The sequence below is a fragment of the Flavisphingomonas formosensis genome (assembly GCF_009755815.1).
In the GTDB taxonomy this organism is placed as follows: Bacteria; Pseudomonadota; Alphaproteobacteria; order Sphingomonadales; family Sphingomonadaceae; genus Flavisphingomonas; species Flavisphingomonas formosensis.
Genome location: NZ_WRPK01000003.1, coordinates 405,085 through 421,755 on the forward strand (window position 1 = coordinate 405,085; position 16,671 = coordinate 421,755).

General features: G+C 66.1%; 13 protein-coding genes. 7 read left to right on the forward strand and 6 right to left on the reverse strand.

Annotated elements, in window-relative coordinates; translation table 11 throughout:
* Positions 1 to 73: 73 nt before the first annotated feature.
* Both GQY20_RS11345 and GQY20_RS11350 read right to left on the reverse strand, forming a co-directional pair.
* Complete coding sequence (locus tag GQY20_RS11345) at positions 74 to 1,582, reverse strand: anthranilate synthase component I family protein (RefSeq protein WP_157217178.1); 1,509 nt, start codon at positions 1,580 to 1,582, stop codon at positions 74 to 76.
* Positions 1,579 to 3,522 carry a peptidylprolyl isomerase gene (locus GQY20_RS11350; protein ID WP_198350915.1) on the reverse strand — a complete coding sequence of 648 codons (1,944 nt, stop codon included), beginning with the start codon at positions 3,520 to 3,522 and terminating at the stop codon, positions 1,579 to 1,581. The genes GQY20_RS11345 and GQY20_RS11350 overlap by 4 nt, the downstream gene beginning before the upstream one ends.
* Before the next feature lie 125 nt (positions 3,523 to 3,647).
* On the opposite strand from GQY20_RS11350, the gene tpiA reads away from it, so the two are divergent.
* The 7 genes from tpiA (at position 3,648) to GQY20_RS11385 (ending at position 10,789) form a co-directional block, all read left to right on the forward strand.
* On the forward strand, positions 3,648 to 4,397 hold the full coding sequence (gene tpiA / locus GQY20_RS11355) for a triose-phosphate isomerase (protein ID WP_157217180.1): 750 nt from the start codon (positions 3,648 to 3,650) through the stop codon (positions 4,395 to 4,397).
* 19 nt (positions 4,398 to 4,416) lie between these two features.
* Positions 4,417 to 5,703: a hypothetical protein gene (locus GQY20_RS11360; RefSeq protein WP_157217181.1), complete on the forward strand. Its 1,287-nt coding sequence runs from the start codon at positions 4,417 to 4,419 to the stop codon at positions 5,701 to 5,703.
* 113 nt (positions 5,704 to 5,816) lie between these two features.
* On the forward strand, positions 5,817 to 6,194 hold the full coding sequence (gene secG, locus GQY20_RS11365; RefSeq protein ID WP_157217182.1) for a preprotein translocase subunit SecG: 378 nt from the start codon (positions 5,817 to 5,819) through the stop codon (positions 6,192 to 6,194).
* 100 nt (positions 6,195 to 6,294) lie between these two features.
* A complete protein-coding gene (locus tag GQY20_RS11370; protein ID WP_157217183.1) occupies positions 6,295 to 7,929 on the forward strand; it encodes a CTP synthase in 1,635 nt (544 codons plus the stop codon).
* Positions 7,930 to 8,056: 127 nt separating this feature from the next.
* Positions 8,057 to 8,581, forward strand: coding sequence for a lasso peptide biosynthesis B2 protein (locus GQY20_RS11375; protein WP_157217184.1), 525 nt, complete (start codon positions 8,057 to 8,059; stop codon positions 8,579 to 8,581).
* A 25-nt stretch (positions 8,582 to 8,606) separates the two neighbouring features.
* The gene (locus tag GQY20_RS11380) at positions 8,607 to 10,478 is read left to right on the forward strand and encodes an asparagine synthetase B family protein (RefSeq protein ID WP_198350916.1); all 1,872 of its coding nucleotides are present in this window, start codon (positions 8,607 to 8,609) and stop codon (positions 10,476 to 10,478) included.
* A 20-nt stretch (positions 10,479 to 10,498) separates the two neighbouring features.
* Positions 10,499 to 10,789, forward strand: coding sequence for a PqqD family protein (locus GQY20_RS11385; protein ID WP_157217186.1), 291 nt, complete (start codon positions 10,499 to 10,501; stop codon positions 10,787 to 10,789).
* Here GQY20_RS11385 and GQY20_RS11390 read toward each other — a convergent pair.
* From GQY20_RS11390 to GQY20_RS11405, 4 genes are all read right to left on the reverse strand, one after another.
* The gene (locus GQY20_RS11390; RefSeq protein ID WP_157217187.1) at positions 10,767 to 11,693 is read right to left on the reverse strand and encodes a hypothetical protein; all 927 of its coding nucleotides are present in this window, start codon (positions 11,691 to 11,693) and stop codon (positions 10,767 to 10,769) included. The two genes, GQY20_RS11385 and GQY20_RS11390, sit on opposite strands and share 23 nt — an antisense overlap.
* 1,111 nt (positions 11,694 to 12,804) lie before the next feature.
* Positions 12,805 to 14,775: a DUF3732 domain-containing protein gene (locus GQY20_RS11395; RefSeq protein WP_157217188.1), complete on the reverse strand. Its 1,971-nt coding sequence runs from the start codon at positions 14,773 to 14,775 to the stop codon at positions 12,805 to 12,807.
* Entirely contained in the window at positions 14,775 to 15,260 is a 486-nt protein-coding gene (locus GQY20_RS11400; RefSeq protein WP_198350917.1) for a three component ABC system middle component, read from the reverse strand. The genes GQY20_RS11395 and GQY20_RS11400 overlap by 1 nt, the downstream gene beginning before the upstream one ends.
* A 2-nt stretch (positions 15,261 to 15,262) precedes the next feature.
* A complete protein-coding gene (locus GQY20_RS11405; protein ID WP_157217190.1) occupies positions 15,263 to 16,555 on the reverse strand; it encodes an ABC-three component system protein in 1,293 nt (430 codons plus the stop codon).
* Positions 16,556 to 16,671: the final 116 nt, after the last annotated feature.

Here is a 16,671-nt window from a genome sequence, read left to right on the forward strand (position 1 = left end):
ATCGTCCGGCTTCGGCGGACTGCGGGTCCGCGATCGCGACACGCGTCATGCGATCATGCCCCACCGCGGCAGATCATTGTCCGAAGCGGGCGTCTCCGGCGCGCGTGACGGCTTCGCGCGCGGCCGCGAACAATGCGCCGGACTTGGCTTCGCATTCGCGTTGCTCATAGGCCGGATCCGAATCGGCGACGATGCCTGCTCCGGCCTGGACATGCATCACGCCGTCCTTCACCACCGCGGTGCGCAGCACGATGCAGCTGTCCATCGATCCGTCCGGCGAGAAATAGCCGACGCCGCCGGCATAGGCGCCGCGCGTTTCCGGCTCCAGCTCGGCGATGATCTCGCACGCGCGGACCTTGGGTGCGCCGGAAACGGTGCCGGCGGGAAAGCCCGCGAACAGCGCGTCGAGGGCGTCCTTGCCCGGGGCCAGCCGGCCGACCACGTTCGAGACGATGTGCATCACATGGCTGTAGAACTCGACGGTATAGCTGTCCGTCACCTTCACCGTGCCCTGTGCCGCGACACGCCCGACGTCGTTGCGGCCGAGATCGAGCAACATCAGATGTTCCGCCCGTTCCTTGGGATCCGCCAGCAGTGAATCCCGGTTGGCGGCATCTTCCTCGCCGGTCTTTCCGCGTGGCCGCGTGCCGGCGATCGGCCGGATGGTCACTTCGCCATCGCGCGCGCGCACCAATATCTCGGGGCTCGAGCCGATGATGGCGAAGCCCGGCATGTCGAGATGATAGAGGAAAGGGGATGGGTTGATCCGTCGCAGGGCGCGATAGAGATCGAAAGGCGGCAGCGGGAAGGGCGTGGTGAAGCGCTGCGCCAGCACGACCTGGAAGATGTCGCCCGCAGCGATATAGTCCTTCGCGGCCAATACCATCTCGCGATAGCGGCCGGGCGGAAGCTGCGGCTCGGGCGTGACTTCGGGCAGATCGGCAGGAAAGCGCGCCTCGGCGGGCAGGGGGCCGGCCAGACGCGCGGCGGCTGTCTCGATCCGCTCTTTCGCGGTCTCGATCTGTGCCTGCGCCGCGCCGCCTTCCGGCCAGATCGGTGCGACGAGATAGAGCAGGTCGGCAAGACGGTCGAAGACCAGGATCAGCGTCGGCCGGACGAACAGCATGTCGGGCAGCGCCATCGGATTGGCCGCCGGCCGTGGCAGTTTCTCGACGAGGCCGACCGTCTCATAAGCGAAATAGCCGACGAGGCAGGCAAGGGCGGGGGGCAGGCCGGCCGGCACGTCCATGCGGCACCGTGCGACCAGATCGCGCAGTGCCGCCAGGGCGTCGCCCGCCAGCGGTTCGAACGCGTCGCGGTCGGTCAGCCAGCGCGGATTGATTTCGGCCGCGTTGCCGGCAGCACGGAACACGAGGTCGGGGGCGAGGCCGAGCAGCGTGTAGCGCCCCCGCGCCGCGCCGCCTTCCACCGATTCCAGCAGGAAGTCGCCCCGTCCGTGCTCGATGAGCTTGAGCGCGGCGGCGATCGGCGTGTCGACGTCGGCGATCTGGCGCCGCCAGAGCAGCGCCGGCCGTCCGGCTTCGAGCGCGGCGAGGGCGGCTGCGTCGTCGGCGGGGCTCATTGCTGGTTCGCGCCGCCGCCGATCAGATCCGCCTTCAACGCCGAGACCGCCTTGGCGTCGATCGTCACTTTCACCGCCGCGCGCGCTGCCTTGACGAACTGTTCGACATATTCGTTCTGCACGGCGCTGCCGAAACCTTCCTGAACCTGCGGAACCAGGCCCTTCACCGCCTCGGGATCCGCCGGCGTGCTGCCGGTCAGCTCGACGACGAACGTGCCCTGGTCGTTGGGTGCCGGCAGCGTCTGCGCCTTGCCCTTCACCATGCTGAACAGCATCACCAGCGGCGGCGGCGCATTCTGCTGCTGACGCGACAGATCGATACGGCGTGCCTTCACCTTCTGCGCCGGCGGCAGCGGGACGCCCGCCTCGGCCAACGCCTTGTCGAGCGGCATGCCCTTGTTGACCTTGGCGGCGACGGCTTCGGCGATCGCCTTGCTGCGGGCGAGCGCCTTCTCCGCGATCAGGCCCTTGGTCGCCGCGTCGCGGGCTTCCGCAAAGGGCACGGGCTGCTGCGGCACGATCTGCGACAGCGCCAGCAGCGCATATTTCTGGCCCGCGCCGATCGTCTCTACGGTCGGTGCGTCGCCCTGCTGCGCCTGGAAGGCGGCTTTCAGCAGCAGCGGCAGTTCCGGCGCCGGTTTCCAGTCCGGATTCTTCGGCGCCTGGCCATTGGCGGTGACCGGCGGGGTGGTGACGACGGTGAGGCCATATTTCTTGGCCACCTCGTCGAAGGTCGCGCCGTTCGAGAGCGCGGTCTGCATGTCGCCGTCCAGCTTCGAGAGCGCCTCGTCGGCCTTCTGCTTCTCCAGGCTCGTTGCGATCTCCGCGCGCGCCTGCTCCAGCGTCCTGGCGGGGGTGCGCTTGATCGAGTCGATATGCACGACGTGCCAGCCGAAATCGGATTTCGCCGGTGCGCTGATGCCGCCCTCGGGCGCCGCCCAGGCTGCGGCGGCGACCGGCTGCGAGAAAGCCTGCGCGAACTCGGCCTGGCTCTTGTCGCCGACCTTCAGTGCCCCGCCGGCGCTGGCTGCCGCCGCGGCGAAGGGCGTTCCCGCCTTCACCTTGTCGGCCAGCGCCTTGGCCTTGGCCTCGCTGTCGACGATCACCTGGCTCAGCTCGCGCGTTTCGCGCGGCGCATAGGATGCCGCATTGGCCTTGTAGAAGGCGGCGATCTCCGCGTCGGTCGGTTTGGCCTGGGCGGCCACGCTGTCGGCACCGAACAGCGCATAACGCAGCACGCGGCGCTCCGGCATGGTGAAGCCGGCGATGTTCTTCTGATAAAAGGCCTTCACCTCGGCCTCGCTCGGCGCCGGGCCTGCGGGGATTGCCTGGGTGGGGATCACGCCGATCATGCCCTCGCGCGTTTCGAGCAGCGAGGTGGCGTAGGGCTTGGCGTAGGATGCGGGCACCTGGATCGCGCCCGTCAGCGGCACGAGCAGCTGCCGTGCCATGAGGCTGGTCGCGATCTCCGAACGGATCGTCGCCTCGCTGGTGCGCTGCTGCGCGATCAGCGCGCGGAACTTCTGCTCGTCGAACTTGCCGTCCAGCCCCGCGAAGGCGGGCTGGCTGGCGATCTCGCCATCGATCAGCTTCTTGCTCGTTCCGATGCCCTGCTGGCGGCCATATTCGATGAGCGCGAGTTCGTTCGCGGTGGCTTCCACGGTCTGGTCGACGCCGCCGGTCGCCACGAACGTCGCCATGTCGAGCGCCGGATTCTGCTGCTTCGCATTTTCCAGGCTGAGCTGGATGCGCCGCCGCAGTTCGGCGGAGCCGATCGAGTTGCTGCCCGCGCGGATCACGCTGTCGCCGCCCATCGCGCCGCCGGTCCCGCCGGCGAACGGATTGCGTTCGATTCCAGTCACGACCATCGCGACGGCGACGATACCGAGGATGCCCAGCACCAGCTTGGAGGCAAGGCCCTTGCGGAAGAGAGAGAGCATCGAATTCCCGTTATGCCGATCAGAATGTGCCGCCATAGAGGGGGCGTGCGCCTGCTTCAAGCGGCCCGGTTGGCGGAGCGGCGGCAGCTTGCTATCGCCGCGGCGCAACACTGAGGGGACGATCTATGGCATTGCGCAAGCTGGTGGCAGGTAATTGGAAGATGAACGGCGATCGCGCGGCTCTGGCCGAGCTGGATGCGATCGCTGCGGCCGCGGTCGATCATGGCGGCGTCGACGTTGCGGTATGTCCGCCCTTCACGCTGATCGCGCCGGCGGCCGACCGCGCACCCGGCCTGCCGATCGGCGCGCAGGACTGCCACCAGAACGCCAAGGGCGCCCACACCGGCTGCATCTCCGCCGCGATGCTGAAGGAAGCCGGCGCGCGGCTGACCATCGTTGGCCACAGCGAGCGGCGGGCCGATCAGCACGAAACCGATGCCGAAGTCCGCGCGAAGGCCGAAGCCGCGATCGGCGCGGGGCTCACCGCGATCGTCTGCGTCGGCGAGACCGAGGCGCAGCGCGATGCCGGCCAGGCGCTGGCGATCGTCGAGGGGCAGCTCGACGGATCGGTGCCGCCCGCCGGCACCGGCGACACGCTGGTGATCGCCTATGAGCCGGTCTGGGCGATCGGCACCGGCCGCACCCCGTCCGTCGCCGACGTCGCGGAGATGCACGCCGCGATTCGCGCGAAGCTGGCTGCGCTGCTCGGCGAGGAAGGCGCGAAGGTCCGTATTCTCTACGGCGGCTCGGTGAAGCCGGACAATGCGGTCGAGCTGCTCGGCGTCGCCGACGTGGACGGCGCGCTGGTCGGCGGCGCCAGCCTCACCGCGGCCCAGTTCGTACCGATCATCGCCGCCGCGGCAAGCCTCGGCTGAACTAAAAAAGGAGCGCCGCATGACCAGGATATTCTCCCTTCTCGCGGCGCTCCTGCTCGCGGCCCCGGCCGTCGCGCGCGCGCCCACGCTCGACGCGGTTGCCGAACATTATGTGAAGCTCTCGCTCGTCGTCGGCACGCATGAGGACGGCTATATCGACGCCTATTACGGTCCGCCCGCCTGGCAGGCCTCGGCGAAGGCCGACAAGCGCCCGCTCTCCGCGCTGGCCGCCGATGCCACGTCGCTCGCCGCCGATCTCTCCGCGGCGGACCGCGCGAACCGCAAGGCGCCCTCGCTGGTGCGCCGGCGAATCGCCTTCCTGCACGGCCAGATCAGGGCGATGCAGACGCGCCTCGCGATGCTGCAGGGTAAGAAGCTCTCCTTCGAGGACGAGGCGGAGGGCCTCTTCTCGGTCCGTCCGACGCTGAAGCCGCTCGCCGCCTATGATCCGATCCTGGCGAAGATCGACGCGCTCGTGCCGGGCGAGGGCGCGCTTTCGGACCGGGTCGACGCCTTCAACATGCGCTATCGCATCCCGCCCGACCGGCTCGACGCAGTGATGCGCGCCGCGATCGCGGAGTGCCGCGCCCGCACGCTCGCCCACATCGCACTGCCGTCGAACGAGCGCTTCGATCTCGAATTCGTCACCCGGCAGCCCTGGTCCGGCTACAACTGGTACAAGGGCGACGCGCACAGCCTCATCCAGGTGAACACCGATCTGCCGATCTTCCTCAGCCGCGCGGTCGATCTCGGCTGCCACGAGGGTTATCCGGGTCACCATGTGCTGAACATGCTGCTCGAGCGGAACCTGGCGAAGCGCCGCGGCTGGGTGGAGTTCACCGTCTACCCGCTGTTCAGCCCGCAATCCTTCATCGCCGAGGGCACCGCCAATTACGGCATCGACCTCGCCTTTCCCGGCGAGGAGCGGCTGCGCTTCGAGGCAAAGACGCTCTATCCCCTCGCCGGCCTCGATCCGGCGGCCGCGCGCGCCTATTTCGAGCTGGGCCAGGCGATGCGCGCGCTGTCCGGTGCGCGGCTGACGATCGACGCCCTCTATCTCGACGGCAAGATCGGCCGCGACCAGGCCGTCGAGCTCGCCCGCAAATATCAGCTCATGTCGAAAGCCCGCGCCGATCAGTCGATCAGCTTCGCCGAACGTTATCGCAGCTATGTGATCAACTACGGCCTCGGCCAGGACATGGCCCAGGCCTATGTCGAGCGGGCAGGGCGCGATCCCGCGGCGCGCTGGAAGGCGATGGAGCATATCATCGGCGGCCCCACCGTCCCGGCCGAACTCGCCCGTTGAGCGCCGCGGCGGCGGCCCTCCCGGGATTGTAACGGTTGCTGCCTCACCCCAGCTAGGCTAGAGGCGCCGCCAAGCAGGCGCGGGTGCGCCCATTCACATGCGAAAGTGTTGCGATGTTCACCTTCCTCCTCGTCGTCCAGGCCCTCATTGCCGCTGCCCTTGTCGGCGTCATCCTGATGCAGCGTTCGGAAGGCGGCGGTCTCGGCATGGGCGGCAGCCCCACCGGGCTGATGAGCGCGCGCGGCGCCGCGGATTTCCTCACCCGCGCGACGACGATCCTCGCGACGCTGTTCGTGCTGATGAGCATCGGCCTCGCCGTGATGGCGACGGTCGGCCGTTCGCCCGGCACGATCGACACCTCGCTCGCCCGGCAGTCGGGTTCGCAGGCGCCGGATCCCTTCGCGCAGCCGGCCGGCAACACGGCGACGCCGGCCGCGCCCGCCCCGGCGCAGCAGCCGGCGGACAACGGCGCGGTTCCGCTGCAGAAATAACCGGCCTGCCCGGTTTCGGGCATCCATCCACAATTTTCTGAAGCGAGGCGGATTCGCCGCCTTGCTCTTTCACGTCACGCACGGGTAAGCCTTTTCTCCCATGGCGCGGTTTATCTTCATTACCGGCGGCGTGGTGTCCTCGCTCGGCAAGGGTCTTATGGCGGCGAGCCTCGCGGCTCTGCTGCAGGCGCGGGGTTTTCGCGTCCGCATCCGCAAGTTCGATCCCTATCTGAATGTCGATCCGGGCACCATGTCGCCCTATCAGCATGGCGAAGTCTATGTGACCGACGACGGGGCCGAGACCGATCTCGACCTCGGTCATTATGAGCGGTTCACCGGCGTCGCTTCCCGGCAATCGGACAATGTCACCTCGGGGCGGATCTATCAGCAGATCATCGCCAAGGAGCGGCGGGGCGATTATCTCGGCGCCACCGTCCAGGTGATCCCGCACGTCACCGATGCGATCAAGGAATTCGCCCGGGCGGAGACCGACGATCTCGATTTCGTGCTGTGCGAGATCGGCGGCACCGTCGGCGATATCGAATCGCTGCCGTTCATCGAGGCGATCCGCCAACTGCGCAACGACGTCGGCCGCGCCAATGCGGTGTTCGTCCACGTCACGCTGGTGCCGTTCATCGCGGCCGCCGGCGAGCTCAAGACCAAGCCGACCCAGCACAGCGTGCGCGAGCTGACCTCGCTCGGCATCCAGCCCGACGTGCTGGTCTGCCGGGCCGAACGGCCGCTGCCGGAAGGCGAGCGCGCGAAGATCGCGCTGTTCTGCAACGTGCCCAAGGAAGCGGTGATCCCGGCGCTCGACGCCTCGACCATCTATGGCGTGCCCTTGCAATATCATGCCGAGGGGCTGGACGACGCCGTCCTCGCCGCCTTCGGCATCGATGGCGCGCCGCGGCCCGAGCTGCGCCGCTGGGACGACATCATCGACCGGCTGGAAAATTTCGAGGGCGAGGTGACGATCGGCGTGGTCGGCAAATATGTCGGCCTGCCGGATGCGTACAAGTCGCTGCACGAGGCGCTGGTCCATGGCGGCATCGCCAACCGCGTGAAGGTGCATGTCCGCTGGCTCGATGCCGAGCTGTTCGAGGGCGCGGAATCCGATATCGCCGCCCAGCTGGAGCCGATGCACGGCATCCTCGTGCCCGGCGGCTTCGGCGAGCGCGGATCGGAAGGCAAGATCAGCTCGGTCCGTTTCGCGCGCGAGCGGGGCGTGCCCTTCTTCGGCATCTGCCTCGGCATGCAGATGGCCTGCATCGAGGGCGCCCGCAACACCGCCGGCATCGCGCAGGCATCAACCACCGAGTTCGGCCCGACCGAGGAGCCCGTCGTCGGCATGATCACCGAGTGGATGACCGCCGCCGGCCTCGAAAAGCGCGAGGCGGGCGGGGATCTCGGCGGCACGATGCGGCTCGGCGCCTATGAGGCGAAGCTGGCCGGCAACAGCCACGTCGCCTCCATCTACGGCCGCACCGACATTTCCGAGCGCCACCGTCACCGCTACGAGGTGAACGTCCATTATCGCGAGCCGCTGGAAAAAGGCGGCCTCGTCTTCTCCGGCATGTCGCCCGACGGCGAATTGCCCGAGATCGTCGAGCGGCCCGACCATCCCTGGTTCATCGGCGTGCAGTTCCACCCGGAGCTCAAGAGCAAGCCCTTCGATCCGCACCCGCTCTTCGCCAGCTTCATTCAGGCGGCGATCAAGCAGAGCCGCCTGGTCTGATCGTCGCGCCGCGGGATACAGCATCCCGCGGCGCGATGAGCGGCCGGGGCGTCGGATCCGCCGGCGGTCGGCGACGGCTTCTGCCGTTGGCCATGGCGGCCATGCTGCTGTACAGACGGCGGCGTCTATGATCGTCGTCCTGCGTCGCAAATTGATGAGCCTGGTGCGGCTTCCCGCCTTCGTGCTCGCCTGGCTGCTGCCGGTATGGATCATGATGGGGCTGGCCGCGCTCGCTTTGCGTCTCGTTCCCGTCCGGCGGCTGGCGCCCCTGTTCGGGCGCGGGATCGGCGCGGTCGGCTTCGTGCCGCTGCTCCCGCCCGCCCGCCGGCGCCGCGCGGACGAGCTGCGGCGGACGATCGAGCTTGCCGCCCGCTATGCGCCTTTCCGGTCGAACTGTTTTCCCCAGGCGCTCGTGGCGCAGGCGCTCTGCCGCCTGTTTCGGCTGCCTTTCGCCATGCATTTCGGCGTGCGCAAAGCGCGGGCCGGGGAGGCCGCGACGGCAGGGCTTGCCGCCCACGCCTGGGTGGTGAGCGGCCCCGTGGCGATCAGCGGCGGCAATGCGAGCTTCCTGCACTATGGCCCGGTCGGCTGCTTCATTTCCCCCGCGCTGTGGCGTGCGCTGGCGGCGGCGTCCGCACCGGCGCAACCCTGATGCGGCCAATGCCGGGCCGACGGGGTTGATAGCAGGCGTCATCCGCGCCGATGGCAGCACGGTCGATCCGGCGCTGCTGAGAGCGATGGCCGAAACCCTGCCCGGCCGTGATGGCCTCCAGTTCTGGCAGGACGGTCCGGCCGGCCTGGTCGCCGCGGCGCGAAACGGCGCGCACTGGCCGGAAGCGGAGGAGGGCGGCTATCGGATCGCGTTCGATGGCCGCCTCGACAATCGCGATCAGCTGCTCGACCTGCTGGGGGAACCCGCGCCAGTGCTCCGCTCGGCGCCGGATGCGGACATCGCGCTCGCTCTCTTCATTAGGCTGGGCGAGGGGTTTCTGAGCGCGCTCGTCGGCGACTTCGCCATGGCGATCTGGCGGCAGCGGGAGCGGCGCCTGCTCTGCGCGCGCTCCGCGACAGGGTGGAAGCCGCTGTTCTGGGCGCACGACGGCTCCTGGCTCCTCTTTGCCAGCGAGCCGCGCGCCCTGCTTGCGGCGATCGATCGACCCCCCACGCTCAATCAGGGATTTCTCGGCGAAATTCTCGCGGCACGCGTCCTGAGCCGCACCGAAACGCCCTGGCAGGATATATTCCGCCTCGCGCCCGGCGGCGCCCTGTCTATCGATCGCGGTCATGTCCGGACGTGGCGCTGGTATGAGGAACGCTACGAGGATCTGTCGAGCCTCTCCGATGGCGAGCATGTCGAGCGCTTCAACGCCCTGTTCGATCAGGCGCTGATTTCCTGCCTGAGAAGCGAACGGCCGACCGCGGCGCATCTGTCCGGCGGGCTGGATTCCTCCTCCATCCTGTGCCGGGCAACCGAACTGCATCGCGCCGGACGGATCGATCGCCCGGTCGGCGCGATCAGCGCCCGTTATCCCGGCGAGCCGCATGACGAGACGCGGTGGAGCCGGATGGTCGAGCAGCATCTCGGCATCGCGGCGCGCGTCGTCGCAGACGCCCGCTACGATATCGACGAGAGTCGCCAATGGTGCGCCGACACGCTGCACCTTCCCATCCGCCCGAACGCGCTCGGGCCGACCCGATCGGCATGCCGGCTCATGGAAACTCTGGGCGAGCGGGTGTTGCTCACCGGCGAGGGCGGCGACGACTGGATGAACGGCTCGCGCGCCCATTGGCCCGACCTTGTCCTGTCCGGCCGCTTCGGCCCTTTGCTGCGCGAGGCCTTTCCTGCCGGATTGCAGGGTTGCTCCGTCGCCGACCTGCGCCATTTTCTCGGCTTGAGCATCGGCCCGATCGTCAGCGCGCGTAGGCGGCGGAGCGCGGTCTGGCCATTCGGCGATCCTGCCGCTCCCTTGCCGCCGTGGATAAAGCCGGATTGGGCCGGGCGGATCGATCTGGCGGCGCGCTGGCGAGAGGCGTCGCGTCCGGCGGACCTTCCGGGCTTCGCCCAGAAGCGGCGATATGCCGCGATGGCGCCCGCCCATCGGGAGCTGGTCTTCGATCCGATCCTCGCCAGCGTCTCGCGCCATGGCGTCGAGCTTCGGCATCCGTTTCACGATCTGCGGCTCATCCGCTTCTTCATGGGCGCGTCTGGAGCCATGCTCTTCCGCAATGGCCAGCGGAAATATCTGTTGCGCGAGGCGATGCGGGCCACCTTGCCCGAGCCCGTCAGGACACGGCAGGACAAGGCCGGCTTCGCCGCTCCCGTCATCGATGCGATCGCTGCCTATTTCGGGCAGCGGCCGCCCACGGATCTGATCGCGGCGAAAATGGGCTGGATCGACGGCGCCGTCATCGAGGGCCTGTTCGACGCGCATCGCAATTGGCGCAGCAGCGGCCTCGCCGGGCCTGCCCCCAATCCGTTTCTCAACGGCATCTGGTTCTGCGTCGCGGTGGACATGTGGCTCGAAAACGCTTTTAAGCTCCGGCCATAGAGTCACGGGAAGGGCGGCAGATGGATGAGAGGGATCGCCGGACGGCACGCATTCGCCGCGCGCCGGAACTGATCACCGCGCCCCTGGATGATGGCGCGATCATCATGGACATAGCGAGCGGCGATTTCGTCGAGCTCAACCGGACCGCGGCGCGCATCTGGGAATTGCTCGATACGCCGAACACGGTGTCCGGCCTGTGCGCGCTCGTGCTCGATCGCTACGACGTGACGCCGGAACTCTGCGCCGCGCAGATCGCCGAATGGACGGCGGAAATGCGGGAGCGCAATCTCATCCTGGTCGAGCAGGGCTGACCGTCCGTTCCCACGGGCTGGCCGTTCCCGCCGCCGGAGACGCCTGTCGATTGAGCAGGCCGCTCAATGCCTCTTCGATCGCGGGAAGATGGGAATAGCCGTCCGGATAGGTGAGGCGGAAGGCGGGCGTTTTCGCCATGACGGCGTTGAGCCGGTTCACCTCCATCGCCTGGTCCTCGTGCGAGGCGACGGGATTGAACACCACCAGCTGCCGAATGGCGGCCATCAGCGCTTCGGCCTGGCCTAGGCGCTCGACATGAATGGCGCGCGCGTCCGGCGATCGCGTCAGGACCACGCAGGCGCTCAAGCGCGCCGGCGAAAGCCTGTGTTCGGTTTCGGGATCGTGACGCAGCTTGCCGTCATAGCCGGCCATGCGCACGCAGGCACGCTCGTCCAGCCGCAGTGCGGCGAGCGAGTCCGTCCAGATGCAGAAGCCCGTCGTGCAGGGTTCGAGCAGGGCCTCGCCCTCGTTCCGCACGATCGAAACATCGTCGCTCAATATGCTCCATCCGGCCATCGCCAGAGCGCCGGTCGTGGTCGATTTGCCGGCCCCCGACGCGCCCAGCAGCAAGATCCCCGCGTCGCCCTTGGCAAGCGACGCACCGTGCAGCGCCGTCGCGCCGAACAGCGTCGCCACGCGCGGGAGGATGCGGCGGGCCAACACGTCCACCACGCCGTCGGAAGGAGAATGTGCGCCGCCGACGAGCGTGACGGAGCGACCGTCCGCCGCGACGAGGATCGTCTCTTCGAAGCGGGATCCGAACGACCAACAGTCCCCGATCTTCCCGAGCCGAAGCGCATAGCCGCCGCCCCATTGGTAGACAGCTTCTTCGGCCAGGAATGGCCGCCGCTCGCCAAGCGCGATCCGAACATCGGCCGGGCAGGCGCTATCGACATCTCGCACGCCCGCTAACGGCGTCTCCGATGCAAGATGGAGACCGCCGAACCGATATCGATGCACGCAGCGCGAAAGTCAGTTGGATGCTTCGGACGCAAAATCGAAGCCAGCTCCGCCATTTCCGCGTGTATCGGTGATGGGTGTAACCGATACGATCTCGGGCCTCACCCATTCGTCCTTGATGGTCTCGGACGTCGACTCGGCCTTTGCATGGCTATTCATCTGCACAGGTCACCTCATAGGTTGAAGGTGGCCTCTTCATAATCATGATGAGCCGTGTCGTCCATGCCTCCGTTCGCCGAGCTATTATCGCTACGATGATATTTTACTGCGGTTGCATAGCCTGGGAGCCCCGAAATAAATGCCGGATTAACCCGCTATTTGGCGTCCGTTCGACCGATCGCCTTTCTTCTGTCGATATTCGAAGCGAATCGAGGAACGGGAATTCACCCCGAAACGGATCATATTTTTTCCCTGCGGCTCTAGGCGAGCGATTGATCCGTGATTGAAAGGAGATGCGCTGCTGCCGATCCATCGCAGCCTCACTCCCATAGGCAAATCGCTATTGCTTTGAATTGGGAGCTGCCATTCGGACCATGTGCGAAAAGCGTCTGGAGGAGTTGCGGTCGGCCTGTGATTTCACATCTGACGAACCCGCGACCTCCTCTTGCATTTCCACGCCCCGACGGCGAAGACAGGGGAGGCCGCGACCGCGAGGCTCGCGCCCACAGCTGAGTGTTGAGACGCCTGGTGGGGATCAGCGGCGGGAATGCAGCCTTCCTGCGCTATAGCGCGGCCTACAGCTATTTACCCAACTCCCGTACGCGCTGGCGCCGCTTAGCGGCTGTCATTGGGACGATCCGGAACGGCAAGTCTGGGGCGTGATTCTCGGATAGCGGACACTCCGGGCGACGAAGCACCGCGTCGGCTTCGCGCCCCATATTGGCTGCGTTTGAGCTCAGCCTCATCGATCCTGAAGGCCGCCGCTAATTGTTCTGGCGCTAATCGGCAGATTTGGACGAAAACGCCAAGGCGAAGAAATCATCGCTGGTCTAGTCCGGAAACGCCACCGCGCGACCCAAGGTTGCCGCGGCCCAAACGAGGTCCGGATGCACGGCTATGAGGCAGCGGCTTCGCCCCATGCGACAGGTACCAACTTCTTGTCGCCGCGCCATTCCTCGACCAGCGTAACTCCCTCGATCTCGCCCCACACCTCGGGGCCGGCATGGTCGAGGACGATGATCTGCAAGCGGCCGTTTGCCTGCAGCACTTCGCTCCCGAGTGCTTCGAACACCCAGCGGATCGCCCGCACATCCTCGTCGCGCGTGCGGCCCAACTCGCTGACATGCGGGCCCTCGAACCCGCGCGGAAAATAGACCTGGCTCGGCTGGTCGAATACGAGCAGCCCCGGCACCGGATGGCCGATGTCGGTCAGGAAGAGCCGCTGCAGCGCGGTCATCACCGCGACATGATACGCCAACCAGTTCGCACCGCTGCCAATCTCCCAGAGATAGTCAGTACGATCGGGATGAACGACGCGCACTGTCAAATCATCGACCGAAAGTTCGATCGGCGCATTGGGCCATTCGGCATCGAGCGTTGGGACGATCCGCGACGCATAGGTCTCGATGATCTTGAGCGCAGCGATCTGCTTTTGCTTGACCTGATTTTCCGAATAGATCTTCCGATAATCCGCGATCCGTGTGCGGATCACGTCGATCTCCGCCGGCAATTTGGCGTCCTCACCTGTCCGCTCATACAGCTGGATGACCTGTTCGAGCCGGCCGAGAAAGCGCTCGATCCGGTCCGAGCGAAAAGTCGCCTGGCGTACCTGCTCCGATCGGCGCTCCAGCAGCGCCATCTCGCGCCGGATCGCGCTCAAAGCCGCGGTGCCTTCTTCCACCGCGCCACGTAACCGCACACGTTCCCGGTCGAAGGCGTCGGACAGCGAAGGCTGCGACCGCAATTGCAGTTCGACGCCGGCAAGCGCCTCGCGCAACATCTCGATCCTATCGCGCCCGCCGCCGCCGAGCGCGACGATCGGATCGTCCGACCGCTCCACTACTTCGCCGAGCCAGGTCGAGACGTCGAGTCGCTCGCGCTGGATCTGCATCGCCGAGCCATAGGAAAGGCTACTATCGATCAGCCGCTGGATCTCATTGAGCCTTTGCCGGCGCTCGGCGAGCATAGCGGCGATCTGCCGTTCCTCCTCGCGCAGGCGCTGGAGCTCAACGAGCGTCGCCTCGATCGATCCTACGCTCGGCTGCGCCGATCGGCTACTGCCCTGAGCGATCGTGCGCAGCATTTCGAGCATGTCTGGCCAATTGTCGGGAATGACCGTGTTGGGCGCAAAGAGGCCAAGTTCGATCGCCTGCCTGATCCAGCCCCGCGCCTCGACCTGCCAGGTGCGCACCGACGAGCGCATCGCGTTTAGTTCGGCTTCCTTGCGCCGCAACTGCCGCTGTAGTTTGTCGATTTCCCACTTGGCCGCAAGCATGTCGGCGGTGAGTGCGCCGACGACATACGGGAAGATCGCCTTGAGCTTCTCGCGATGCTCGGTTGTGTCAGCGTTGAAGAACAGCACGGCGGGGTTGGCGACGATATATTGTGGTTGGAACATGAATGCGGTCAGGTCGCGGAAACTGACCCGCGAATTGAAGCCCGGTTCCGCCGTCGGCTCGAGGTCCAGGTTCGATAGGGCCGACAACCGGTCGAGGATCCGCTTCACGCCATCGGCCGTGCTGTTCTTGACTGGGCTCTCCAAAGGCACATCGATTTCGCCCTCAGACTCAAGCAGCATCATGTCACCAGTCTGTTTGAGATCGCCGGGCTCCCGGCGGGCGAGCAACTTCTGCCCCTCAATCGTCTGGATAACGATGCCGAACCAGGAACAGGCCTTGCGGATCGTCCCCACTGGGATGGTGCACTTGGTAGAGGCGAGGCAATAGTCGATGATCGGGATAACCGCTGATTTGCCGGTCTTGGAGGCCCCGCTGATGACATTGGCCATGCCCGGCTCGAATGACACGATCCGCGGCAGATGACCGTCCTTCGACCAAAGAATGAGCTTGAGGATCTGCAGATGCATCAGGGCGTCACTCGCAGCAAAGAAAACACGTTTGGCGGGGGTACACGCGCAAACCAGCGGCCGAGCTTGTCAGCGGCGGCGGTATACGGGCGGATACGCTCGCTCGGCTTGCGCAGCTTCACCTCATTGGCGCGTAGTTGCGCATCCTCGTACATAATCGACAATAAGCCAGCAGCACTTCCCGTCGACAGCGCCTCGAGCGTCAGCCGCCGCATTGCCAGCGCACGGTCATGCACTGCCATCAGATCCTCGCGATGCCGCTCGAATTTTTCGATGAACTTGCCGAGCCCGGACGATGGAAACGTGCCGGTAACCACTTCGAGCGTCGGTCGGTGAAGCACCAAGGGGAGGCACAGGAACGCCAGCGGCAGGACCGGGAGACGGCCCAACACTTCCTCCTGATAGCCTCGGCCGAACGACCACAGGAGCACTGACCCGAGCGCGGAATTCTGGACGGCCTCGACCGATGTGACCTGCTGCCTCAACATCATGTCCCCGAAAAATAGTCGGCAAAGTGCGGATGCCAGCCGACCCGGACATCGTCGGCGAGCATGTTGAAGGTGCCGGGAATGAAGTAGCCCGGCACATTGCGACCATCGAGCGGTGCTTGGTGCGAGACGCAGCGCCGATACACGGTGCGGCCGCGCGTCTCCTCATCCTTGTCGGTCAGCAGATCGTCGATCTCACCCCGTATGATCCTGAAATGCGCCTCAAGCGTATCGTGCAGCGCATCGAGGCTCTCGGCGACAATACGGCCCTCGGCCGCCCACAAGGTCCGATCCGCATCCGAACGCAAGTAATCGCTGACTGCACGCACGACATCCTCGGTCGGCATCTGCACCTTCAGTAGTTGCTGGACGAACATCGGAGTCGTCGCAAGCACAGCATCGACCTCGGCAGGGGTTGGACTGCCCGTCGTCGGAACCAGCAAACCGAGCGCACCGTGGCGCCGGATGAAATCGCGTACATCCCGCCGGAACGCTTCGGCATCGAGCAGCGGCTTTTTGCCATCGCGCAGAAGCGCCGCGATCCGATTCTTGGCCATGCCGATCGCATGGGCGCAAAAGTCGTCGAGCGCCTCCTCAAGCACCGCGAAGCGCAGAAGTTCGCGGATCGGCTCGACAGGATCATCGGCGCTGATCAACCGGAAGTTCTGGATGATCTGTATGCAGTTAGCTTCGCCCGCTGCCAGAAAATCGCTGATCTTGGGATTGCAGCCCTTGAGCTTGGTCGACGGCGTGACTTTCTTCGCGATCGTCGCGAGCAAGGCCTTTGCCTCGGCGTCGCTCGACGCCTCGTGGAGCTGCATTACGATCGGCCCGTCCTTCAACGGGCTTACATATAGACGGAAGGCCGTCATCGCCGGGTTGATTTTGCCATCGATGCACAGGCTCGCCCAATTGGCGAAGCTCTTCCAAAGCTCCACCGAACCGTCGGCAATCGGGTTTCCGCTGAGCGCGCTTTTCGACTGCTCGAGCCACAATGTACCATCCGGCCGATGGATGGCGGTATCTTCGATAAACTCGAGCGAAACCTTGCTGCCCGACCCGGCGCGCAGCAGATGCCGGCACAGGCGAACGTCTTGCAGTCCGTACCCCAGATACTGGCCGGGCGCCGAACTCTTGGCCCTAGTTACAATCGCCGTCGCCATGACGCTGTCGCACGCCCCCGTCGTTCGCGCGTGTCCCCACGATGCCGCAACCCGGTCGCGAACCACACGCATCGTTTCGGTAGATGCGTCAAAAATCAAGCGGAAGATGGAAGAGAGAATTCCTTCCATTTACTCACGGAGCTGATGGCGGAACACGTGAGTAGCTGAATCGATGAACATTTTCTGCCGGCTATTCGGGCGCGCAGCGGCGTCGTCTAGCGCATCCGCGGAAAACCGTTCTCTCC

What these genes read in the sequence shown, in the direction of transcription:
- GQY20_RS11370 (WP_157217183.1), top strand. Translation starts at nt 6,295, where the DNA reads ATGGCGCGGTTTATCTTCATTACCGGCGGCGTGGTGTCCTCGCTCGGC.
- GQY20_RS11405 (WP_157217190.1), bottom strand. Translation starts at nt 16,555, where the DNA reads ATGGAAGGAATTCTCTCTTCCATCTTCCGCTTGATTTTTGACGCATCT.
- GQY20_RS11350 (WP_198350915.1), bottom strand. Translation starts at nt 3,522, where the DNA reads ATGCTCTCTCTCTTCCGCAAGGGCCTTGCCTCCAAGCTGGTGCTGGGC.
- secG (WP_157217182.1), top strand. Translation starts at nt 5,817, where the DNA reads ATGTTCACCTTCCTCCTCGTCGTCCAGGCCCTCATTGCCGCTGCCCTT.
- GQY20_RS11375 (WP_157217184.1), top strand. Translation starts at nt 8,057, where the DNA reads ATGATCGTCGTCCTGCGTCGCAAATTGATGAGCCTGGTGCGGCTTCCC.
- GQY20_RS11395 (WP_157217188.1), bottom strand. Translation starts at nt 14,775, where the DNA reads ATGCATCTGCAGATCCTCAAGCTCATTCTTTGGTCGAAGGACGGTCAT.
- GQY20_RS11345 (WP_157217178.1), bottom strand. Translation starts at nt 1,582, where the DNA reads ATGAGCCCCGCCGACGACGCAGCCGCCCTCGCCGCGCTCGAAGCCGGA.
- tpiA (WP_157217180.1), top strand. Translation starts at nt 3,648, where the DNA reads ATGGCATTGCGCAAGCTGGTGGCAGGTAATTGGAAGATGAACGGCGAT.
- GQY20_RS11385 (WP_157217186.1), top strand. Translation starts at nt 10,499, where the DNA reads ATGGATGAGAGGGATCGCCGGACGGCACGCATTCGCCGCGCGCCGGAA.
- GQY20_RS11360 (WP_157217181.1), top strand. Translation starts at nt 4,417, where the DNA reads ATGACCAGGATATTCTCCCTTCTCGCGGCGCTCCTGCTCGCGGCCCCG.